The following is a 16,010-nucleotide window of genomic DNA, read 5'->3' as shown; positions in this document are numbered from 1 at the left end:
TTTTCGCGTTTGCGGTGGCGGCGAAAGCCCGTGGACTCTGCGGCGTGACGTTGCATGTGCTGCCTGCCGGTCCGATCCAGACGAATGCTTATCTGCTCACCGCGCCCGAACGCGGCGAGGCGGTGCTGATCGATGCGCCGGGAAACGTGTGGGCGGACGTCGCGCCGCTGCTTGCCACGGAGAAATGCGCGTTGCGGGAACTCTGGCTGACGCATGGGCATTGGGACCATACGCAGGGCGCCGCGGAAGTCGTGCGGGCCACGCAGGCGCGGGTGCGCGGGCATCGCGCGGATCGTGCGCTTTATGAAACGCCGGAGGTGATGAGCGCGTTTCTCATGCCGGGCCTCCAGCTCGAGGCGGTGATGGTCGACGAGTGGGTGGAGCAGGGGACGCGGTTTGCGGCGCTCGGGATGGACGTTGAGGTGCGCCATGTGCCGGGGCATTGTCCGGGCAACGTGTTGTTTTATCTGCCCGCGGCCCAGGCGGCGTTTGTCGGCGATGCGTTGTTCAACGGCAGCATCGGGCGAACGGATTTGCCGGGCGGAAATTTTGCGCAATTGGAGAACGCGATCCGCACGCAGATCTATGCGCTGCCCGACGCGACCGCGGTTTATCCGGGGCACGGAGAGCCGACGACGGTGGGCGCCGAGAAGGAGGGCAATCCGTATGTCCGCGGTTGAACACGAGCGTTTCATGCAACGTGCGCTGGAACTGGCGCGCGGCGTGTGGGGCACGACGCATCCGAATCCGATGGTCGGTGCGGTGATCGTCGAGGACGGGAAAATCGTGGCCGAAGGCGCGACGGCGCCGGACGGCGGCCCGCATGCGGAGCGGCTGGCGTTGCTGGCGCGCGGGAAGCCGCCGCGGCCGGGAGCGACGTTGTATGTGACGATGGAGCCGTGCTCGACCGAAGGGCGGACGGGCGCTTGCACGGACGCCATCATCGCGTCGGGTTTGAAGCGGGTGGTGGTGGGCGCGGCCGACCCGAATCCGGACCACGCGGGGCGCGGCTACGAGGTGCTGCGGACGGCGGGCGTGGAGGTGATAACGGGCGTGTTGGAGCGCGAGTGCAGCGATCTGAATCTGATTTTCGAGCACTGGATCCGGCGGCGCACGCCGTTGCTGGCGGCGAAGGCGGCGGTGACGCTGGATGGCAAGGTGGCGTGCCGCACGGGCGATTCGCAGTGGATCACCAACGAGGATTCGCGGGCGAACGTGCACCATTGGCGGCGGTTGTTTCCGGGCATCGCGGTGGGCGCGATGACGGTGCTCAAGGACAATCCGCGGTTGACGGCGCGGCGCGAGGGCGACGAGTGGTGCCCGTGGCGGTTCGTGTTCGACGGGTTGCTGCGGACGGTCGTGGATAAGAACCTGCCGCGGGTTTACACCGACGAGCATCGCGAGCGCACGATCGTGGTGACGACACCGCACGGCGGCCTGGGCTACGTGCGGAAATTGCGGGAGATGGGGGTGAAGGTGTGGTGCCTGGATTCGGCGACGCAACGCGTGTCATTTGCCGAGTTTCGCCGGCGCTGCGCCGAGGAGAAAATCACGGGTGTGTATTTCGAAGGCGGGGCGCAATTGCTCAGCGAGCTCGTGCGCGACCGGGAGCTGGATTACCTGTTTCTCTATCGGGCGCCGCTGCTGCTGGCCGATGAAAAAGCGAAGAGCATTTTCTCGGGCTTGCGGCCGGAGCGGGTCAAGGACGCGGTGCGCCTGCGCGATGTGCGGCACGAAAATTTCGGCGAAGACGATCTCACGCGCGGACACGTGGTGTATCCGGAGAAGATGATGGTGGACGAAACGATGTTCAGTCTGCGGTCGGGCTGAGGGCGCGCGTTGTGCGGATCATCGTCGCATCAGGCAACGCGCATAAAGTGGCCGAGCTGCAGGCGCTCGCGGCGGCGGACGGGCTCGGCGTGCAGCTGGAATCCGCGCGGGCGGTGGGCGGGATGCCGGCGGTCGAGGAGGACACGGGGACGTTTATCGGCAACGCGGGGAAAAAGGCGCGGGCGTTGCGCGCCATCGCGCCGGCGGAGGCGTGGGTGCTGGCCGACGACAGCGGACTGTGCGTCGATGCGCTCAGCGGCGCGCCGGGCGTCGAGTCGGCCTACTACGCGGGGCCGCAGGGCGACGGCGCGGCGAATTTGCAGAAGCTGGTGAAGGCGTTGCGCGCGGTGCCGGCGGAGCGACGCGGCGCGCATTTCGTGTGCGTGCTGGTGCTGATCGCGCCGGACGGTCGCGAGCAGGCCTTTGAGGGGCGCGCGGACGGGATGTTGTTGCGCGAACCGGCGGGCGGAGGCGGCTTTGGTTATGATCCGTTGTTTGTGCCGGCGAATGAGACGATCACCTTCGCGCAGCTGGGCGACGAGGCGAAGAACCGGCTGAGCCATCGCGCGGACGCGTGGCGGAAATTTTCAGCGTGGTGGCGGGCGGAAAACCACGGCGGGCGCTGAGCGGGCGTCAGGATTTGTTTTCCTGCGCGTAGAGCGCGGCGGCCTCCGCGCGGCGCGAGACGTGGAGCTTTTCGAAGAGATTACTGAGGTAATTCTTCACGGTTTTTTCGGCGAGATTGAGCTCCATCGCGACCTCCTTGTTCGTGCGGCCTTTGGCGATCAGCGCGAGCACGCGTTGCTCCTGGGCGGAGAGCGCGGCCAGGGGCGAAGGCGCGGTGCTGCTGGGGGCGCCGGAACGGGCGAGCGCGAGGACGCGGGCGGTGATGGCGGGATCGAGCGTGGACTTGCCCGCGGCGGCATCGCGGATCGCCTGCACGAGACCGCGGGCGTTGATATCTTTCAGCAAATAGCCGTGGGCACCGGCGCGGATCGCGTCTTCGACGAGCTGGTCGTCCGCCATCGAGGTGAGCATGATGATGCGGGCGGCGGGGTGGCGGCGCATCAATTCGCGGCAGGCGTCCACGCCGTTGCCGTCGGGCAGGCGGACGTCGAGGAGAATGACGGCCGGCTTCGCAGTGGCGGCAAGACGCAGGGCGTCGGCGATGGTGCCGGCCTCGGCGACGACGTGCAGATCGGGTTCGGCGCCGAGGAGCGTGCGCAGGCCGAGGCGGACGACTTCGCTGTCGTCGACGAGCAGCACGGAAATGCGAGCCGGTGAAGTCATGCCGGGGAGGACGGAAAAGGAAACACGAGGGAAACGCGAGTGCCGGCGCCGGGCTGGCTGTGAACTTCGCAACGGCCGGCGAGGCGGGCGGCGCGCGCTTGCAGGGAGTGAAGGCCGAAGCCGCTGCTGCGGGCGGCCGTGGGATCGAAACCGGAGCCGTCGTCGGCGATGGAGAAGGCGAATTCGTGGTCGCCGGCGGCGGCGATCACGATGTGGCGGGCGCGGCCGTGGCGGACGGCGTTGCTGACGGCTTCGCGCGCGATTTGCACGACCTCGGTCGCCTGCTCGGAGGTGAGGCGCGCGGTGGCGTCGGCTTCGAGCTTGAATTCGAGGGCGGTGCCGCGGTCGCGGGCGAGGTCGCCGAGGAGAGACTGCAGCGTGCGCAGAAACGTGGCGCTGGAGAGGTTTTGCGGGGCGAGGCCGGTGATGTAGGCGCGCACTTCGCGAATGGTGCCGTTGAGCGCGTCGCGGCATTGTTCGAGGCGTTGGTCGGCCGCGGCGGGATCACGAGGGAGGAGCGTGCGGGCGGATTCGAGCGTGAGGCCGACGGCGTAGAGCGACTGGATGATGCCGTCGTGCAAGTCGTGGCCGAGGCGGATTTTGTCTTCGAGGGATTGAGTGAGGAGCCGCTGTTTCAACTGGGCGTCGTCTTCGGCGCGGCGGCGGACGGCGCGTTCGCGATCGAGCGCGACGGTTTGAGCGGCGGTGGTTTCGGCGAGGCGGGCGAGACTCGTTTGGCTGACATCGGCGGCGGAGGCGGCCGGCTCGGCGGGCGCGCGGCGGGCGGAGCCGAGGAGATAGGCGACGGGCAGGCCGGCGAGCACGAGCAAAAGGAGAACGGCGAGCGTCCACGTGGAGACGGACAGCGCGCGCCAGGCGGTGGGTTTGGCGAGCGTGATGCGCAGGGCGCGGCCGTCGGCGAGCGGATAGACGAAGGTGAGGCGGCCGGCGCGCGGGGGCGTGGGTTCACTGGCGAACGCGACGTCGGCGCCGATGGACGCGCCGATGGCGGCGAGTTGGGCGGAATCAGGAGCGGGCGTGCGAGCGAGCGCGAGCGCGGCGGCGAGTTGCTGGCGGCGGGCGTTGATCAAGTCGTGGGTGAGTTGAGCCGACTGGCGGTGCATCGCCTGCTCGAGCACGGCGCCCGCGATCAGGCCCGCGATGAGCAGGAGGGCCACGGAGAGCGTGAGGCGGGTGAGCGACGACATGACGCGGGGAGTGCGGCGAGGGTGCGGGGCGCTCCGGGCAGCGTCAAAACTTTCGACATTTGGCGCGGGCCGGCTTTCGTTGGCGGGCTCACGCATGAAGTCGTTCTATATCACCACCGCCATCGATTATGTGAATGGCTCGCCTCACCTCGGTCACGCTTACGAAAAAGTGCTGACCGATGTGATCGCGCGCTTCCGGCGGTTGATGGGGGATCGCGTGCATTTCCTGACCGGCGTGGACGAGCACGGGCAGAAGGTGCAGCAGAGCGCGCGGAAACGCGGCATCGCGCCGCAGGCGTTTTGCGACGAGGTGTCGCAGGAGTTTCGGAACCTGTGCACGCGCCTCGAAGTGTCGAACGACGACTTCATCCGCACGACCGAAGAGCGGCACAAGAAAGTCGTGCGCGCGGTGCTGCAGCAGTTGTTCGACAAAGGGGAAATCTACCAGGCCGAATACAAGGGATTTTATTCGACGCGGCAGGAGCAGTTTTTGCAGGAGAAGGACCGCAATCCGGATGGGAGCTGGCCGGAAATTTTTGGCGAGGTGACGGAAATCACGGAGTCGAATTACTTCTTCAAACTGAAGGCGTATCAGGCGTGGCTGGTGGAGTTTCTCACGCAGAATGAGGACTTTGTTTTTCCGCGTTACCGGCAGAAGCAGGTGCTGGAGTTTCTGAAGGATCCGCTGAACGACCTGTGCATTTCGCGTCCGAAGGAACGCCTTGAGTGGGGGATTCCGCTGCCGTTTGACGAGACCTACGTGACGTATGTGTGGTTCGACGCGCTGCTGAATTATTACTCGGCAGTGGCGGATCAGCCGGGCGTGTGGCCGGCGACGTATCACGTGATCGGCAAGGACATTCTCGTGCCGCCGCATGCGGTTTACTGGCCGATCATGCTGCACGCGGCGGGGCTCGCGTTGCCGGAGCATCTGCTCGTGCACGGCTGGTGGCTGCAGAGCGGGGCGAAGATGTCGAAGAGCACGGGCAACGCGCTCAATCCCTTGGAGCTCGTGACCGAATTCGGCGCGGATGCGTTTCGCTATTTCCTGATTCGCGAGATGAATGTCGGGCAGGACAGCGACTTCACGCGCGAACAGTTTCTCGTGCGCTACAACAGCGAACTCGCGAACAATCTGGGCAACCTCGTCAACCGCACGTTGAACATGACAACGCGTTTTGCGGCGGGCGCCGTGCCGGCGGGCGAGAGCGGCGACGAGCTCGACGAATCGCTGCGCGCGCTGTGGGCGCGGACGCGCGACGAGTTCATCACGCTGAGCGAGGGCTTTCAGTTTCACACCGCGCTGGAGCGGGCGATGACGTTTCTCACGGAGACGAACGCCTACATCGAAAAGCGCGCGCCGTGGAAACTCGGCAAATCCGCCGAGGCGAAGGACCAGGCGACGTTGCGCGCGTCGCTGGCGACCATGGCGGAGGCGTTGCGGCTGGCGGCATCGTTGCTGCAGGCGGTGATTCCGGGCGCGGCGGCGAAGATCCTCGCGGCGCTCGACTACACGCCGGGTGCGGACTGGCGAGCGGAGCTCGCGTGGGACGGGCGGCTCGCCGGGCGCAAAGTCGCGGCGGGGCTGGTGCTGTTCCCGCGGCCGCAGGCGCCGGAAAAGGCGGGCGGCAAACCGGTTTAAGCGCGCGGCCATGACGATCCTCCCGCTTGATCCAACGGCGAATCCGACGCCGGCGGCGCTGGAGGATTTTTTGGCGCAGGTGCAGGCGGCGGCGAGGCAGCGCGGTCGCGCGCAATTGGCGAGTATTTCGGTGGAGGTGGAGGCGCTCGATCCGCTCGCGGTGCTCGAGTCGATTTTCGAGCCGGGCGAGCGGCATTTTTATGTCGAGCGTCCGGCGGAAGGGCTGGCGGTGGCGGGGGCGGAGGCGGTGCTCGCGTTCGAGGCGAAAGGGCCGGAGCGGTTCGCCGCGGTGCAGCGGTTCATCGACGAGACTCTCGCGAATACGATCGCGGTCGGCGATCTGGGGGCGTCGCTCACGGGGCCGCATTTTTTCGCGGCGTTCAGTTTTTTTGCGGAGACCGAGCCGGGAGAAGCCTTTGCGGCGGCGAGTGTCTTTGTGCCGCGCTGGCAGGTGTCGCAGCGCGCCGGGCGCACGGTGGCGGTGGCGAACCTGCTGATCGAGGCGGGCAGCGATCTGCACGCACTGGCGGCGCGGGTGTGGCGCGCGCACGGGAAATTCCGGGCCTTCGATTACAGCACGCCGGAATTTCCGGTGGCGGCCGGGGCGCCGGACGTCGCGGCGACGTTGCGCGATGTAGGGTCGGATGGATTTTATCAACGCAGCGTGGCGCGGGCGCTGGAGGAAATTGCGAGCGGCGAGTTTCAGAAAATCGTGCTCGCGCGGGCGAAAGATCTCACGGCGGCGGCGCCGCTGCATCCGTTGCGCGTGCTCAACGGCCTGCGGCAGCGTTTTGGCGACTGCTATTCGTTTTCCGTGGCGAACGGGCGCGGGCAGAGCTTCATCGGCGCGAGTCCGGAGCGGCTCCTGCGCGTGCAGGCGCAGGTGTTGACGACGGAAGCGCTCGCGGGATCGGCGCCGCGCGGCGCGACGGCGAGCGAAGATGCGGCGGTGGGCGGGGCGCTGCTGCGCAGCGAAAAAGATCTGCGCGAGCACCGGGCGGTGCTGGGCTCGATCGTGCGGCGGCTGAGGGAACTGAGCCTCGTGCCGGAATATCCGCAGCGGCCCGTGCTGCGGCGTTTCGCGAATGTGCAGCATCTGCATACGCCGGTGCGTGCGCGGCTGCCGGACGACGTGAGGGTCGGCGAGGTGTTGAGCCGGTTGTATCCGACGCCGGCGGTGGGCGGCACGCCGCGCGCGGCGGCGGTGGCGCGGATTCGCGAGCACGAGGCGTTTCCGCGCGGGCTGTATGCGGGCGCGATCGGCTGGATCGACGGTCGGGGCGACGGCGAGTTTTTCCTCGGGCTGCGGTCGGCGTTGGTGGAGGGCGCGACGGCGCGGCTCTACGCGGGTGCGGGCATCGTGGCAGGATCGTCGCCGGAACAGGAATTCGCGGAGGCGGAGTGGAAGTTTCGCGCGATGCAGGAGGCGTTGCTCGCGCCATGAAAACGACGGCGCTCGATTTTCGAAACGTGAATGCGCTGTGGTGCAGCGTGATCGCAGAAACGCTGGTGCGATGCGGCGTGACGCGTGCGGTGATCTCGCCGGGGTCGCGGTCGACGCCGCTCACGATGGCGCTGGTGCGACACGAAGAGATCGAGGTGGTGCCGGTGCTCGACGAGCGCTCGGCGGCGTTTTTCGCGCTGGGGCTGGCGCGGCGCGAGGACCGGCCGGTGGTGCTGGTCTGCACGTCGGGCACGGCGGGTGCGAATTACTTTCCGGCGGTGATCGAGGCGGAGGAGAGCGGTGCGCCGCTGCTGGTTTTCACGGCGGATCGTCCGCCGGAGATGCGGGATTGTTCGTCGGGCCAGACGATCGACCAGCAGAAGTTTTACGGGGCGCACGTGAATTTCTATCATGAGCTGGCGGTGCCCGAGGCGAACGCGGCGATGCTGCGTTATGCGCGGCAGATGGTGGCGCACGCGGTCGGGCGCACTCTCACACCGCAACGCGGGCCGGTGCACTTGAACGCGCCGTTTCGCGATCCGTTGCCACCGTTGCCGGATGGCACGGAGCAACGCGCGGCGGGGCTGGTAACGGAGGATTTTTTCGCGCATCTCAGTCCGTCGCGAACGCCGGTTTTCGCCGCGCCGGAGTTGCCGGCGTGGCCGGCGAACGGCGTGGTGATTGGCGGGTCAAGACAAGGGCCGGGCGGTGCGGCGTATGCGCGGGCGGTCGGGAGGATCGGACGGAAGCTGGGCTGGCCGGTGTTGGCGGATGCGCTGTCGCCGTTGCGCAATCGAGCGGCGGAGGTCGGGCCGATGGTGACGCATTACGATGCGCTGTTGCGGGCCCAGAGCGTCGCGGCGCAACTGCGGCCCGAGGCGGTGCTGGTGCTGGAGGCGTTGCCGACGAGCAAGGTGTTGCGCGAATGGCTGCGGAGTCTTGACGGCGTGCCGCTGTGGTTCGCGAGCGAGCGGGTGGTGAATCGCGATGCGGTGCATGGGGCGGCGCGATCGCTGGAGGTGAGCGCGGAGACCCTGGCGGCGGCGTTGCCGGAGCGGGCGGAGGCGGCCGAAAGCGATTATGCGGGGCGTTGGTATGAGGCGAATGCGCGCGTGGCGACGGCGATCGCGGCGGAGGTGGATCGCGAGGAGACGTTGTTCGAGGGGAAGATCGCGCGCGTGCTGCAGCAGACGCTGCCGGAAGGAACGCCGCTTTTCGTGGCGAACAGCATGCCGGTGCGGGATCTGGAATATTTCTGGGCGGCGACGGACGCGCGGATCGAGACGTTCACGAGCCGCGGCGCGAGCGGGATCGATGGCACGTTATCGACCGCGCTGGGCATCGCGCATGGGGCGGAGCGGCCGGCGGTGTTGCTCACGGGCGATCTGGCGTTTTTGCACGACACGAACGGACTGCTCCTCGCGGCGAAACTGCGCGGGAGTTTGACGGTGGTGTTGGTGAACAACGGCGGCGGCGGAATTTTCGGTCATCTACCGGTCGCGCAATTCGATCCGCCGTTTGAAGAATATTTTGCGACGCCGCAGCGCGTGGATTTCGCGCGGCTGGTCGGCGCGTATGGGATCGTGCATGCGAAGGTGCGCGATTGGGCGGAGCTGCGGCAGGCGTTGGAGAAACTGCCGGCGAGCGGCGTGCGGGTGTTGGAAGTGCGCACGGATCGGAAGGCGGACGCTGCGCGGCGCAAGGCGCTGTTTGTCGCGGCGGAAGCGGCGGCGAAGGGGCGATCGGGCCCGGCCTGAATAGCTCAACCTCAAGCGCGGCGGCTGGCGGTGACGCCGACGCCAGCGTCGCGTCAGGTCGTGGCGCGTTGCACGAGCATGAGGTCGAGGCGTGTGTGCCAACCGCAACGCAACCAGAAGGCGCGGCCTGCGGCGTTATCGGCGAAGAGAAACAGATTGCACTTCGCGATGCCGGCAGTGCGCAGGCGCGCGAGGCATTCCTCGACGAGTTGACGGCCGATGCCCTGGCGTCGCGAGGCAGGTGCGACGGCGAGATGATGCAGGTAGCCGCGGCGGCCGTCGTGTCCGCAAAGCACGGCACCGACAATGGCGCCGGTCAGGTCGGTCGCGACGACGCTCAGGCCGGGATTGCGCGCGAGGTAAGCGACGGTGCCGGCGTAGCTGTCCGCCTCGGTCAAACCGATGCCCGGGCAACTGCGCCAGAGGGTGATGACGGCGGCGTAGTCAGCGGGCGTCAACTCGCGCAAGCGGCAGACGGTCGCGGGGGGCATGGCGGTGTTTACAACTGGATCGGCAGACCGATTTCGATGATCTGCGTGGGCACGATCTGGTAGTAATCTTTCACGGGGCGGGCGTTGCGGCTGAGGAAGGCGTAGAAGGATTTCTGCCATTCCCACATTTTGGCGCTGCCGCCGGAGATGATCATTTCGCGATTGAAATAGAAGGTGGCGCCCTGGGGATTCAGCGGCACATCGCGCTCGCGCACGCGTTGCATGATGCTGCTGACGTCGGGCGTTTCCATGTAGCCGTAGCGGCAGATCGCGCGCCAGACGCCGTTGCCATGATCTTCGATCGTGAGGCGTTCGTCGTCGGCGACGTGCGGCAATTCCTCGTTGATGATGGTCATCAATACGACGGTTTGCTGGAGGCATTTGTTGGCCTTGAGATGGTGCAGCAACGCGAGGGGCACGCCGCGCGGCGAGCCGGCCATGAAGACGGCGGAGCCGGGCACGCGGACGATGGATTTGCTCTGAGAAATCTGGGAGAGCTCGAGTTCGGCGAGGGCGCGGCTGTAAACCTTTTCCTGAATCTCGTTTTTGCCACGTTTCCACGTGTGCATGATCACGATGACGGCGAGGGCGATGGCGATGGGCAGCCAGCCGCCGTCGGCGAACTTGTGCAACGTGGCGATGAAGAAGGTCAGATCGACCGCCATGAAAAGAGAGCAGACGGTGACCGCGCGCCAGAGCGGCCAATGCCAGTGGCGGCGGGCGACGTGGAAGAAGGCGTAGGTCGTGACGACCATGGTGCCGGTGACGGCGATGCCATACGCGGAGGCGAGCCGGTCGCTGGACTTGAAGGTGGCGACGACGAGGATGGAGACGATGGCGAGCGCGGAGTTAATCAGCGGAACGAAAATCTGGCCTTCTTGCGCGGCGTTGGTGTGCGTGATTTTCAGGCGGGGAAAATAGCCGAGCTGGATCGCGGAGCGGGTGAGCGAATAGGCGCCGGAGATCACCGCCTGGCTGGCGATGACCGCGGCGACGACCGAGAGGAGGGTGAGGGCAAGCTGCGGCCAGCCGGCGGGCGCGAGCGCGAAGAATGGGTTGTCGACGGACGCGGGGTTTTGCAGAACGTGAGCACCCTGGCCGAAATAGTTGAGCAGGAGGCCGGGGAACGCGAAGAGGAACCAGGCGCGCATGATCGCGGGGCGCCCGAAGTGGCCCATATCGGCGTAAAGCGCCTCGGCGCCGGTGATGGTGAGGACGACGGAGCCGAGAAGGATAAACGCCGTGCCGGGTGAGTTGAGCAGGAGGCGGACGCCGGCGAGTGGATTGAGCGCGGCGAGCACTTGGGGCGATTCGTGGATGTGCCACAGCCCGAGCAGGCCGAGGACGGTGAACCAAGTGAGCATCACGGGACCGAAAATGCGGCCGATGGCGTGGGTGCCGTGGCGTTGCATCCAAAAGAGGCCCGCAAGAATCACGCAGGCAATGAGGGGAATATAGTGGTCGAAGGCGGGACTGACCGTTTTCAAACCCTCGGCGGCGCTCAACACGGAGATGGCCGGCGTGATCACGCTGTCGCCGTAAAGGAGCGCAGCGCCGGCGAGGATGATGAGGACGGTGAAGTTGAGCGAATTCCGGCGGGGATCGTTGCGCGTATGGCTGAGGGCCAGGAGGGTGAAAATACCGCCTTCGCCGCGGTTGTCGGCGCGGGTGACCAACCCGATGTATTTGATGCATACGACGATGATCAGGGCCCACAGCATCAAGGAGAGGATGCCGATCACGCCGGCGGCGCGAGCAGTCGGATCGATTTGCGCGAGACACTCGCGCATGGAATAGAGGGGACTGGTTCCGATGTCGCCGAAGACGACGCCGAGGGCACCGATGGTCAGGGCCGCCTTCGCCGGGGAGCGAGCGGGAGTCGGGGCGGTCGTGCTCATGGAACGGGCAGTGTCATGGAACGTCGTGCGGGCTCCAAGCAGTATTCGCGGGGGAGACGAAAACAGCTTGAATCCGTGCGTGTCAGGCGGACGAAATGCGTGTCAGATATTCCCCTTATGAGTTTTACGAACTGGCAAGAGGTTAAAACTTACTCCGATATTCTGTATCACAAGGCCGACGGCGTCGCGAAGGTGACGATCAACCGGCCGGAGAAGCGCAACGCGTTCCGACCGGAGACGGTGTCGCAGATGTTCGAGGCGTTTTGCGATGCGCGCGAAGATCAGTCGATCGGCGTGGTGCTTTTGACGGGCGCGGGGCCGCACACGGACGGCAAGTATGCGTTTTGCGCGGGCGGCGATCAGAGCGTGCGCGGGCCGATGGGCTATGTGGGCGGCGACGGCGTGCCGCGGCTCAACGTGCTGGATTTGCAGAAGCTGATTCGCTCGATGCCGAAAGTCGTGATCGCGCTCGTAGCGGGTTACGCGATCGGCGGCGGCCATGTGCTGCAGCTCGTGTGCGATCTGACGATCGCGGCGGACAACGGCATCTTCGGGCAGATCGGGCCGAAGATGGGGAGTTTCGACGGCGGCTTTGGATCGAGCTATCTCGCGCGCATCGTGGGGCAGAAAAAGGCGCGGGAGATCTGGTATCTTTGCCGGCAGTATTCCGCGCAACAGGCGCTCGACATGGGGTTGATCAACACGGTTGTGCCGGTGGCGGATCTCGAAGCGGAAGGCCTGAAATGGGCCGGCGAAATCATGCAGAATAGTCCGCTGGCGATACGGTGCCTGAAAAGTGGATTCAATGCGGACGTCGACGGGCAGTCGGGCATCCAGGAGCTCGCGGGCAACGCGACGCTGCTCTACTACATGAGCGACGAGGCGAAGGAATTTCACCGCGCGCAACGCGAGAAGCGGAAGCCGGATGCGCGGAAGTTTCCGTGGTTGCCGTAAGGGCGGCGGGCCGGCGTTGGGGCGGCCGCGGGCGCGAGTAGGAGGCGGAGCGCGTTCGCTAGCATGAGCAAGGTTACGAGCACGAGTGCGGGCTCGTGAACGATAAGAGGCGCGGGCGCGCTTGGACGGGCGGCGGGGCCGTTAAGGCAGAACTTGGAGATTTTCCGCGGGCACGCGGACGAGGAGGCCTTGCTGCAGAACGTCGACGGAGATGACGACGCCGTGCGGGTCGAGAGGGTTGTCGACGAAACCTTCGAGGCCCCAGAGCGGGCCGCCGGTGACTTTAACGCGCCGGCCTTTGGTGAGCAGCGGCATCACCGTGAGTTCGAAGCCGGAGGCGACGATCGCTTTCACGCCTTCGAGCTGAGCGAGGAAACGCGTTTCGTCGTCCACAGGAATCGCGCGGGCGAGGAGCTCCATTTGGTAGATGCGCGCCTTAAGTTCGAGGGGGATTTTCGCGAAGACGTAGCCGGGGAAGAGCGGCTTGGTGAAGCGCTTGGTCTGCTTGCCATAGCGCCGCTCGCTGTTCACGAGCGCGAGGTAGTGCTCGAACTTCTCGGCCGCCATGAGAGCGGCGAATTTTTTCTCACACCGCGGACGGGTGTGACACACGAACCAGCGCGTCTCGCTCATGTGTCAGGCTGGAAGAAGAAAACGAAGCGCGGCGTGGTAGCCTTCGAAACCGAGACCGGCAACGACCCCGACGGAAACGCCGGAGAGGTAGGAGTGGTGGCGGAATTCTTCGCGGCGATAGACGTTGGAAATATGCACCTCGACGGTCTTGAGGCCGGAGCCCGCCACGGCATCGCGCAAGGCGACACTGGTGTGAGTGAGGGCGCCGGCGTTGAGGACGAGGGCGTCGAATTTCGCCTCGGCGAGCCGTGCGATTTCGTCGATGAGCGCGCCTTCGTGGTTGGACTGGAAAAAGTGGAGCTCGGCGGCGGTGCCGAATTCGGCGCGCAGGGCGGTTTCGAGGTCGGCGAGGGTGGCGCGGCCGTAGATCTCCGGCTCGCGTTTACCGAGGCGGTCGAGGTTGGGGCCGTGCAGGAGCGCGATTTTTTTCATGCCGTCAGAGCGGATTATCCGTGGCGATGAACTCCCACGGCAACTCAAACTTGGCGGCGAGTTCGGCGGCGAGGGCGCGCACCGCGTGGACTTCCGTGGCGTAGTGGCCGCAGAGGTAGAGGTTCAATTTTTCCTCTTGGGCGCGGTTGAAATGTTCTTCGCGGAGTTCGCCGGTGATGAGCGTGTCAACGCCGGTCCCAGCGAGCCCGCCGAGAGCGCTGTTGCCGCTGCCGCTGCAGAAGGCGACCGCCCGCGGTTTCGGGGCGCCGTATTCGATGGCGATTACGCGGGGGTAAAGTTTTTCCAGGCGGGCACGCAGTTCGGCGCGGGAATGGCGGTTGCGGGCGATGAGGCCGATGTCGCCGCCCTCGTTGGGCAGGAAACCGCGATCGCGGCGCAAACCAAGCTGGGCGGCGAGGAGGGCATTGTTGCCGATTTCCGGATGCGCATCGAGCGGGAGATGATTCGAATAGAGCGCGCAGTTGCCCTGAATCAACGTCGCGACGCGGTCGTAAACGGGACCGGTGAGCGGGCGCGGCATGTCCCAATACATGCCGTGGTGCACGATGAGAAAGTCGACGCCGGCGGCGACGGCGAGGCGGAAGGGCTCGACGCCGGCGTCGACCGCGGCGCCGATTTTGGTCACGCGGCCGGCGTTGGCGAGTTGGAGGCCGTTGAAGGCGCCAGGCGCGTCCTTGAACGCGGCGCGGCGGGTGCGGCGGTCGCAATACGCGACGAGATCGGGGAGCTTGGCCATGGGGAAACGAATAGGTGGGAAAAGTGCGCGAGGCGAGCGGCGAGGCGCGTCAAATCGTGAAACCCGCCTTGCGCGAAGCATTGAGGGTGGCATTTACTCCGGCATGGCGGACGACGCGTCACCGATCGATCTCATCATTCAAGCGACGGCGGATTTCCCGCACCGGCCGTCGTGGGACGAGTATTTCATGGCGACGGCGGCGTTGATCGCCTCGCGGTCGAATTGCGAGCGGTTGCACGTGGGGTGCGTGCTGGTGACGGGCGGAGCGCGGAAGAACCGCGTGGTGGCCGCGGGCTACAACGGCTACCTGCCGGGTTCGCCGCATGTGTCGCGGATCCGCGACGGGCACGAGCAGGCGACGGTGCACGCGGAGCAAAATGCCGTGGCCGACGCAGCGCGGCGGGGGAGTTCCGTCGAAGGGTGCGTGGCGTATGTGACGCATTTCCCGTGCTTGAATTGCGTGAAGATCCTGGCGGGTGCGGGCATCGCGGAAATTCGTTACCATACGGATTACAACAACGATCCCTTGGTGGCGCCGTTGCTGGACGGCGCCGGGGTCAAGCTGACGAAACTCTAACGATGACGGACCGGCCGAGAAGCACTCCTGAAACGCTCGCGGGTTCGCTGTTACTGGCGCATCCGGTGCTGCGCGACCCGAACTTTCGGCGCGCGGTGATTCTGATGTCGGCGCACAATGCGGAAGGGGCGATGGGCGTGGTGCTCAACCGGCCGGCGGGAAAATCGCTGGCGGAATTGGATGGAGGGTTTGCGCTGACCGATCTGGCGTCGGTGCCGATTTATCGCGGGGGGCCGGTGCAGGATGAGCAACTGATCCTCGTGGCCTGGCAGCCGCAACCGGATGGGTTTCGGCTGCATTTCGGTTTGGACCCCGAAAAGGCGATGCTGCTGGCGGGTGAAGAAGGGACGCAGGTGCGCGGCTTTTTGGGTTACGCGGGATGGTCGGCGGGACAGCTGGAGGGAGAGATGGAGCGCAAGACGTGGATCGTGTCTGCGGCGCCGCCGGATTTGCTGCAACATGCTCCAGATGACAGCCTCTGGAGTGTGGTGCTTGGGGAGGTGGACGCCCGGTGGAAACTGCTGGCGAACGAGCCCGATGACACGACGTTGAATTGAGCGAGGCCCGAGGGGACATTTCAGTTGACACACCCAGCTGCGCTCTCTGTTTTCTGGATCTTTTATGAAAGTAGTTTCGTCCATCAAATCCGCGAAGAAGCGTCACCCCGACTGCCAAGTCGTCCGTCGTCGCGGCAAAATCTACGTCATTAACAAGACCGACCCGCGTTACAAAGCGCGGCAGGGCTAAAACTTAAATTATTTTTCGTGAAAGCCGAAGTTCATCCCTCTCTCAACAACGTCTGTTTTCTGGACGTTGCCACCGGCAAGCGCTTCCTGACGAAGTCGACGATGAAGTCGGCCCGCAAGGAAACCATCGACGGTGAAGAATTCTTCGTGGTGGTGCGCGACGTGACGATGGACTCCCATCCGGCTTACACCGGTGAGAAGCGCCTCGTCGACACGGCGGGCCGCGTCGAAAAGTTCACCACGAAGTTCAAGCGCACGCGCAAGTAAGCGACGTTCGAACGCTCGATTTACCAAAAACCCGCCGGATGTCCGGCGGGTTTTTTTTATGGCGCGAAGCGCCGCGGGAGGCAG

Annotated in this window: 18 protein-coding genes; 11 read left to right on the top strand and 7 right to left on the bottom strand. The window is 65.8% G+C overall.

Annotated elements, in window-relative coordinates:
• The first annotated feature begins 14 nt into the window (after nt 1–14).
• Genes K0B96_RS10280 through rdgB form a run of 3 tightly spaced genes read left to right on the top strand, consistent with a single transcriptional unit; the run spans nt 15 to nt 2,456 of the window.
• Nucleotides 15–680, top strand: a complete 666-nt coding sequence (locus K0B96_RS10280) for an MBL fold metallo-hydrolase (RefSeq protein WP_255558613.1) — start codon at nt 15–17, stop codon at nt 678–680.
• Nucleotides 667–1,830 carry a bifunctional diaminohydroxyphosphoribosylaminopyrimidine deaminase/5-amino-6-(5-phosphoribosylamino)uracil reductase RibD gene (gene ribD, locus K0B96_RS10275; RefSeq protein WP_220160815.1) on the top strand — a complete coding sequence of 388 codons (1,164 nt, stop codon included), beginning with the start codon at nt 667–669 and terminating at the stop codon, nt 1,828–1,830. Before K0B96_RS10280 ends, ribD begins: the two co-directional genes overlap by 14 nt.
• An 11-nt stretch (nt 1,831–1,841) precedes the next feature.
• Entirely contained in the window at nt 1,842–2,456 is a 615-nt protein-coding gene (gene rdgB / locus K0B96_RS10270) for an RdgB/HAM1 family non-canonical purine NTP pyrophosphatase (RefSeq protein WP_220160814.1), read from the top strand.
• 7 nt (nt 2,457–2,463) lie between these two features.
• Here rdgB and K0B96_RS10265 read toward each other — a convergent pair whose 3' ends face one another.
• Together K0B96_RS10265 and K0B96_RS10260 are read right to left on the bottom strand one after the other, a co-directional pair.
• Entirely contained in the window at nt 2,464–3,120 is a 657-nt protein-coding gene (locus K0B96_RS10265; RefSeq protein ID WP_220160813.1) for a response regulator, read from the bottom strand.
• Nucleotides 3,117–4,328: a sensor histidine kinase gene (locus K0B96_RS10260; protein WP_220160812.1), complete on the bottom strand. Its 1,212-nt coding sequence runs from the start codon at nt 4,326–4,328 to the stop codon at nt 3,117–3,119. The genes K0B96_RS10265 and K0B96_RS10260 overlap by 4 nt, the downstream gene beginning before the upstream one ends.
• 94 nt (nt 4,329–4,422) lie before the next feature.
• Between K0B96_RS10260 and metG the strand changes: the two genes are divergently transcribed.
• Genes metG through menD form a run of 3 tightly spaced genes read left to right on the top strand, consistent with a single transcriptional unit; the run spans nt 4,423 to nt 9,171 of the window.
• Nucleotides 4,423–5,970, top strand: coding sequence for a methionine--tRNA ligase (gene metG, locus K0B96_RS10255; protein WP_220160811.1), 1,548 nt, complete (start codon nt 4,423–4,425; stop codon nt 5,968–5,970).
• Between the two features lie 10 nt (nt 5,971–5,980).
• Nucleotides 5,981–7,414, top strand: coding sequence for an isochorismate synthase (locus K0B96_RS10250; RefSeq protein WP_220160810.1), 1,434 nt, complete (start codon nt 5,981–5,983; stop codon nt 7,412–7,414).
• Entirely contained in the window at nt 7,411–9,171 is a 1,761-nt protein-coding gene (menD, locus tag K0B96_RS10245; RefSeq protein ID WP_220160809.1) for a 2-succinyl-5-enolpyruvyl-6-hydroxy-3-cyclohexene-1-carboxylic-acid synthase, read from the top strand. The genes K0B96_RS10250 and menD overlap by 4 nt, the downstream gene beginning before the upstream one ends.
• A 53-nt stretch (nt 9,172–9,224) precedes the next feature.
• On the opposite strand, the gene K0B96_RS10240 is transcribed toward menD, so the two are convergent.
• Entirely contained in the window at nt 9,225–9,662 is a 438-nt protein-coding gene (locus K0B96_RS10240) for a GNAT family N-acetyltransferase (RefSeq protein WP_220160808.1), read from the bottom strand.
• An 8-nt stretch (nt 9,663–9,670) separates the two neighbouring features.
• Nucleotides 9,671–11,560, bottom strand: coding sequence for a potassium transporter Kup (locus K0B96_RS10235; RefSeq protein ID WP_220160807.1), 1,890 nt, complete (start codon nt 11,558–11,560; stop codon nt 9,671–9,673).
• 117 nt (nt 11,561–11,677) lie between these two features.
• Between K0B96_RS10235 and menB the strand changes: the two genes are divergently transcribed.
• Entirely contained in the window at nt 11,678–12,514 is an 837-nt protein-coding gene (gene menB, locus K0B96_RS10230; protein ID WP_220160806.1) for a 1,4-dihydroxy-2-naphthoyl-CoA synthase, read from the top strand.
• Nucleotides 12,515–12,655: 141 nt separating this feature from the next.
• On the opposite strand, the gene nusG is transcribed toward menB, so the two are convergent.
• The 3 genes from nusG to K0B96_RS10215 are packed head-to-tail and all read right to left on the bottom strand — an operon-like array spanning nt 12,656 to nt 14,336.
• Nucleotides 12,656–13,147 carry a transcription termination/antitermination protein NusG gene (gene nusG, locus K0B96_RS10225; RefSeq protein ID WP_220160805.1) on the bottom strand — a complete coding sequence of 164 codons (492 nt, stop codon included), beginning with the start codon at nt 13,145–13,147 and terminating at the stop codon, nt 12,656–12,658.
• A gap of 3 nt (nt 13,148–13,150) precedes the next feature.
• Complete coding sequence (aroQ, locus tag K0B96_RS10220; RefSeq protein ID WP_220160804.1) at nt 13,151–13,579, bottom strand: type II 3-dehydroquinate dehydratase; 429 nt, start codon at nt 13,577–13,579, stop codon at nt 13,151–13,153.
• Between the two features lie 4 nt (nt 13,580–13,583).
• On the bottom strand, nt 13,584–14,336 hold the full coding sequence (locus K0B96_RS10215) for a Nif3-like dinuclear metal center hexameric protein (RefSeq protein WP_220160803.1): 753 nt from the start codon (nt 14,334–14,336) through the stop codon (nt 13,584–13,586).
• Nucleotides 14,337–14,439: 103 nt separating this feature from the next.
• On the opposite strand from K0B96_RS10215, the gene K0B96_RS10210 reads away from it, so the two are divergent.
• From K0B96_RS10210 to K0B96_RS10195, 4 genes are all read left to right on the top strand, one after another.
• On the top strand, nt 14,440–14,913 hold the full coding sequence (locus tag K0B96_RS10210; protein ID WP_220160802.1) for a deoxycytidylate deaminase: 474 nt from the start codon (nt 14,440–14,442) through the stop codon (nt 14,911–14,913).
• A 2-nt stretch (nt 14,914–14,915) separates the two neighbouring features.
• The gene (locus K0B96_RS10205) at nt 14,916–15,470 is read left to right on the top strand and encodes a YqgE/AlgH family protein (protein ID WP_220160801.1); all 555 of its coding nucleotides are present in this window, start codon (nt 14,916–14,918) and stop codon (nt 15,468–15,470) included.
• 64 nt (nt 15,471–15,534) lie between these two features.
• Nucleotides 15,535–15,660 carry a type B 50S ribosomal protein L36 gene (gene ykgO / locus K0B96_RS10200; RefSeq protein ID WP_107742546.1) on the top strand — a complete coding sequence of 42 codons (126 nt, stop codon included), beginning with the start codon at nt 15,535–15,537 and terminating at the stop codon, nt 15,658–15,660.
• A 17-nt stretch (nt 15,661–15,677) separates the two neighbouring features.
• Nucleotides 15,678–15,926: a type B 50S ribosomal protein L31 gene (locus K0B96_RS10195; protein ID WP_220160800.1), complete on the top strand. Its 249-nt coding sequence runs from the start codon at nt 15,678–15,680 to the stop codon at nt 15,924–15,926.
• The last annotated feature ends 84 nt before the right edge of the window (nt 15,927–16,010 follow it).

The sequence above is a fragment of the Horticoccus luteus genome (assembly GCF_019464535.1).
Taxonomy (GTDB): domain Bacteria; phylum Verrucomicrobiota; class Verrucomicrobiia; order Opitutales; family Opitutaceae; genus Horticoccus; species Horticoccus luteus.
This window is presented reverse-complemented; position numbering and strand designations above follow the sequence as displayed.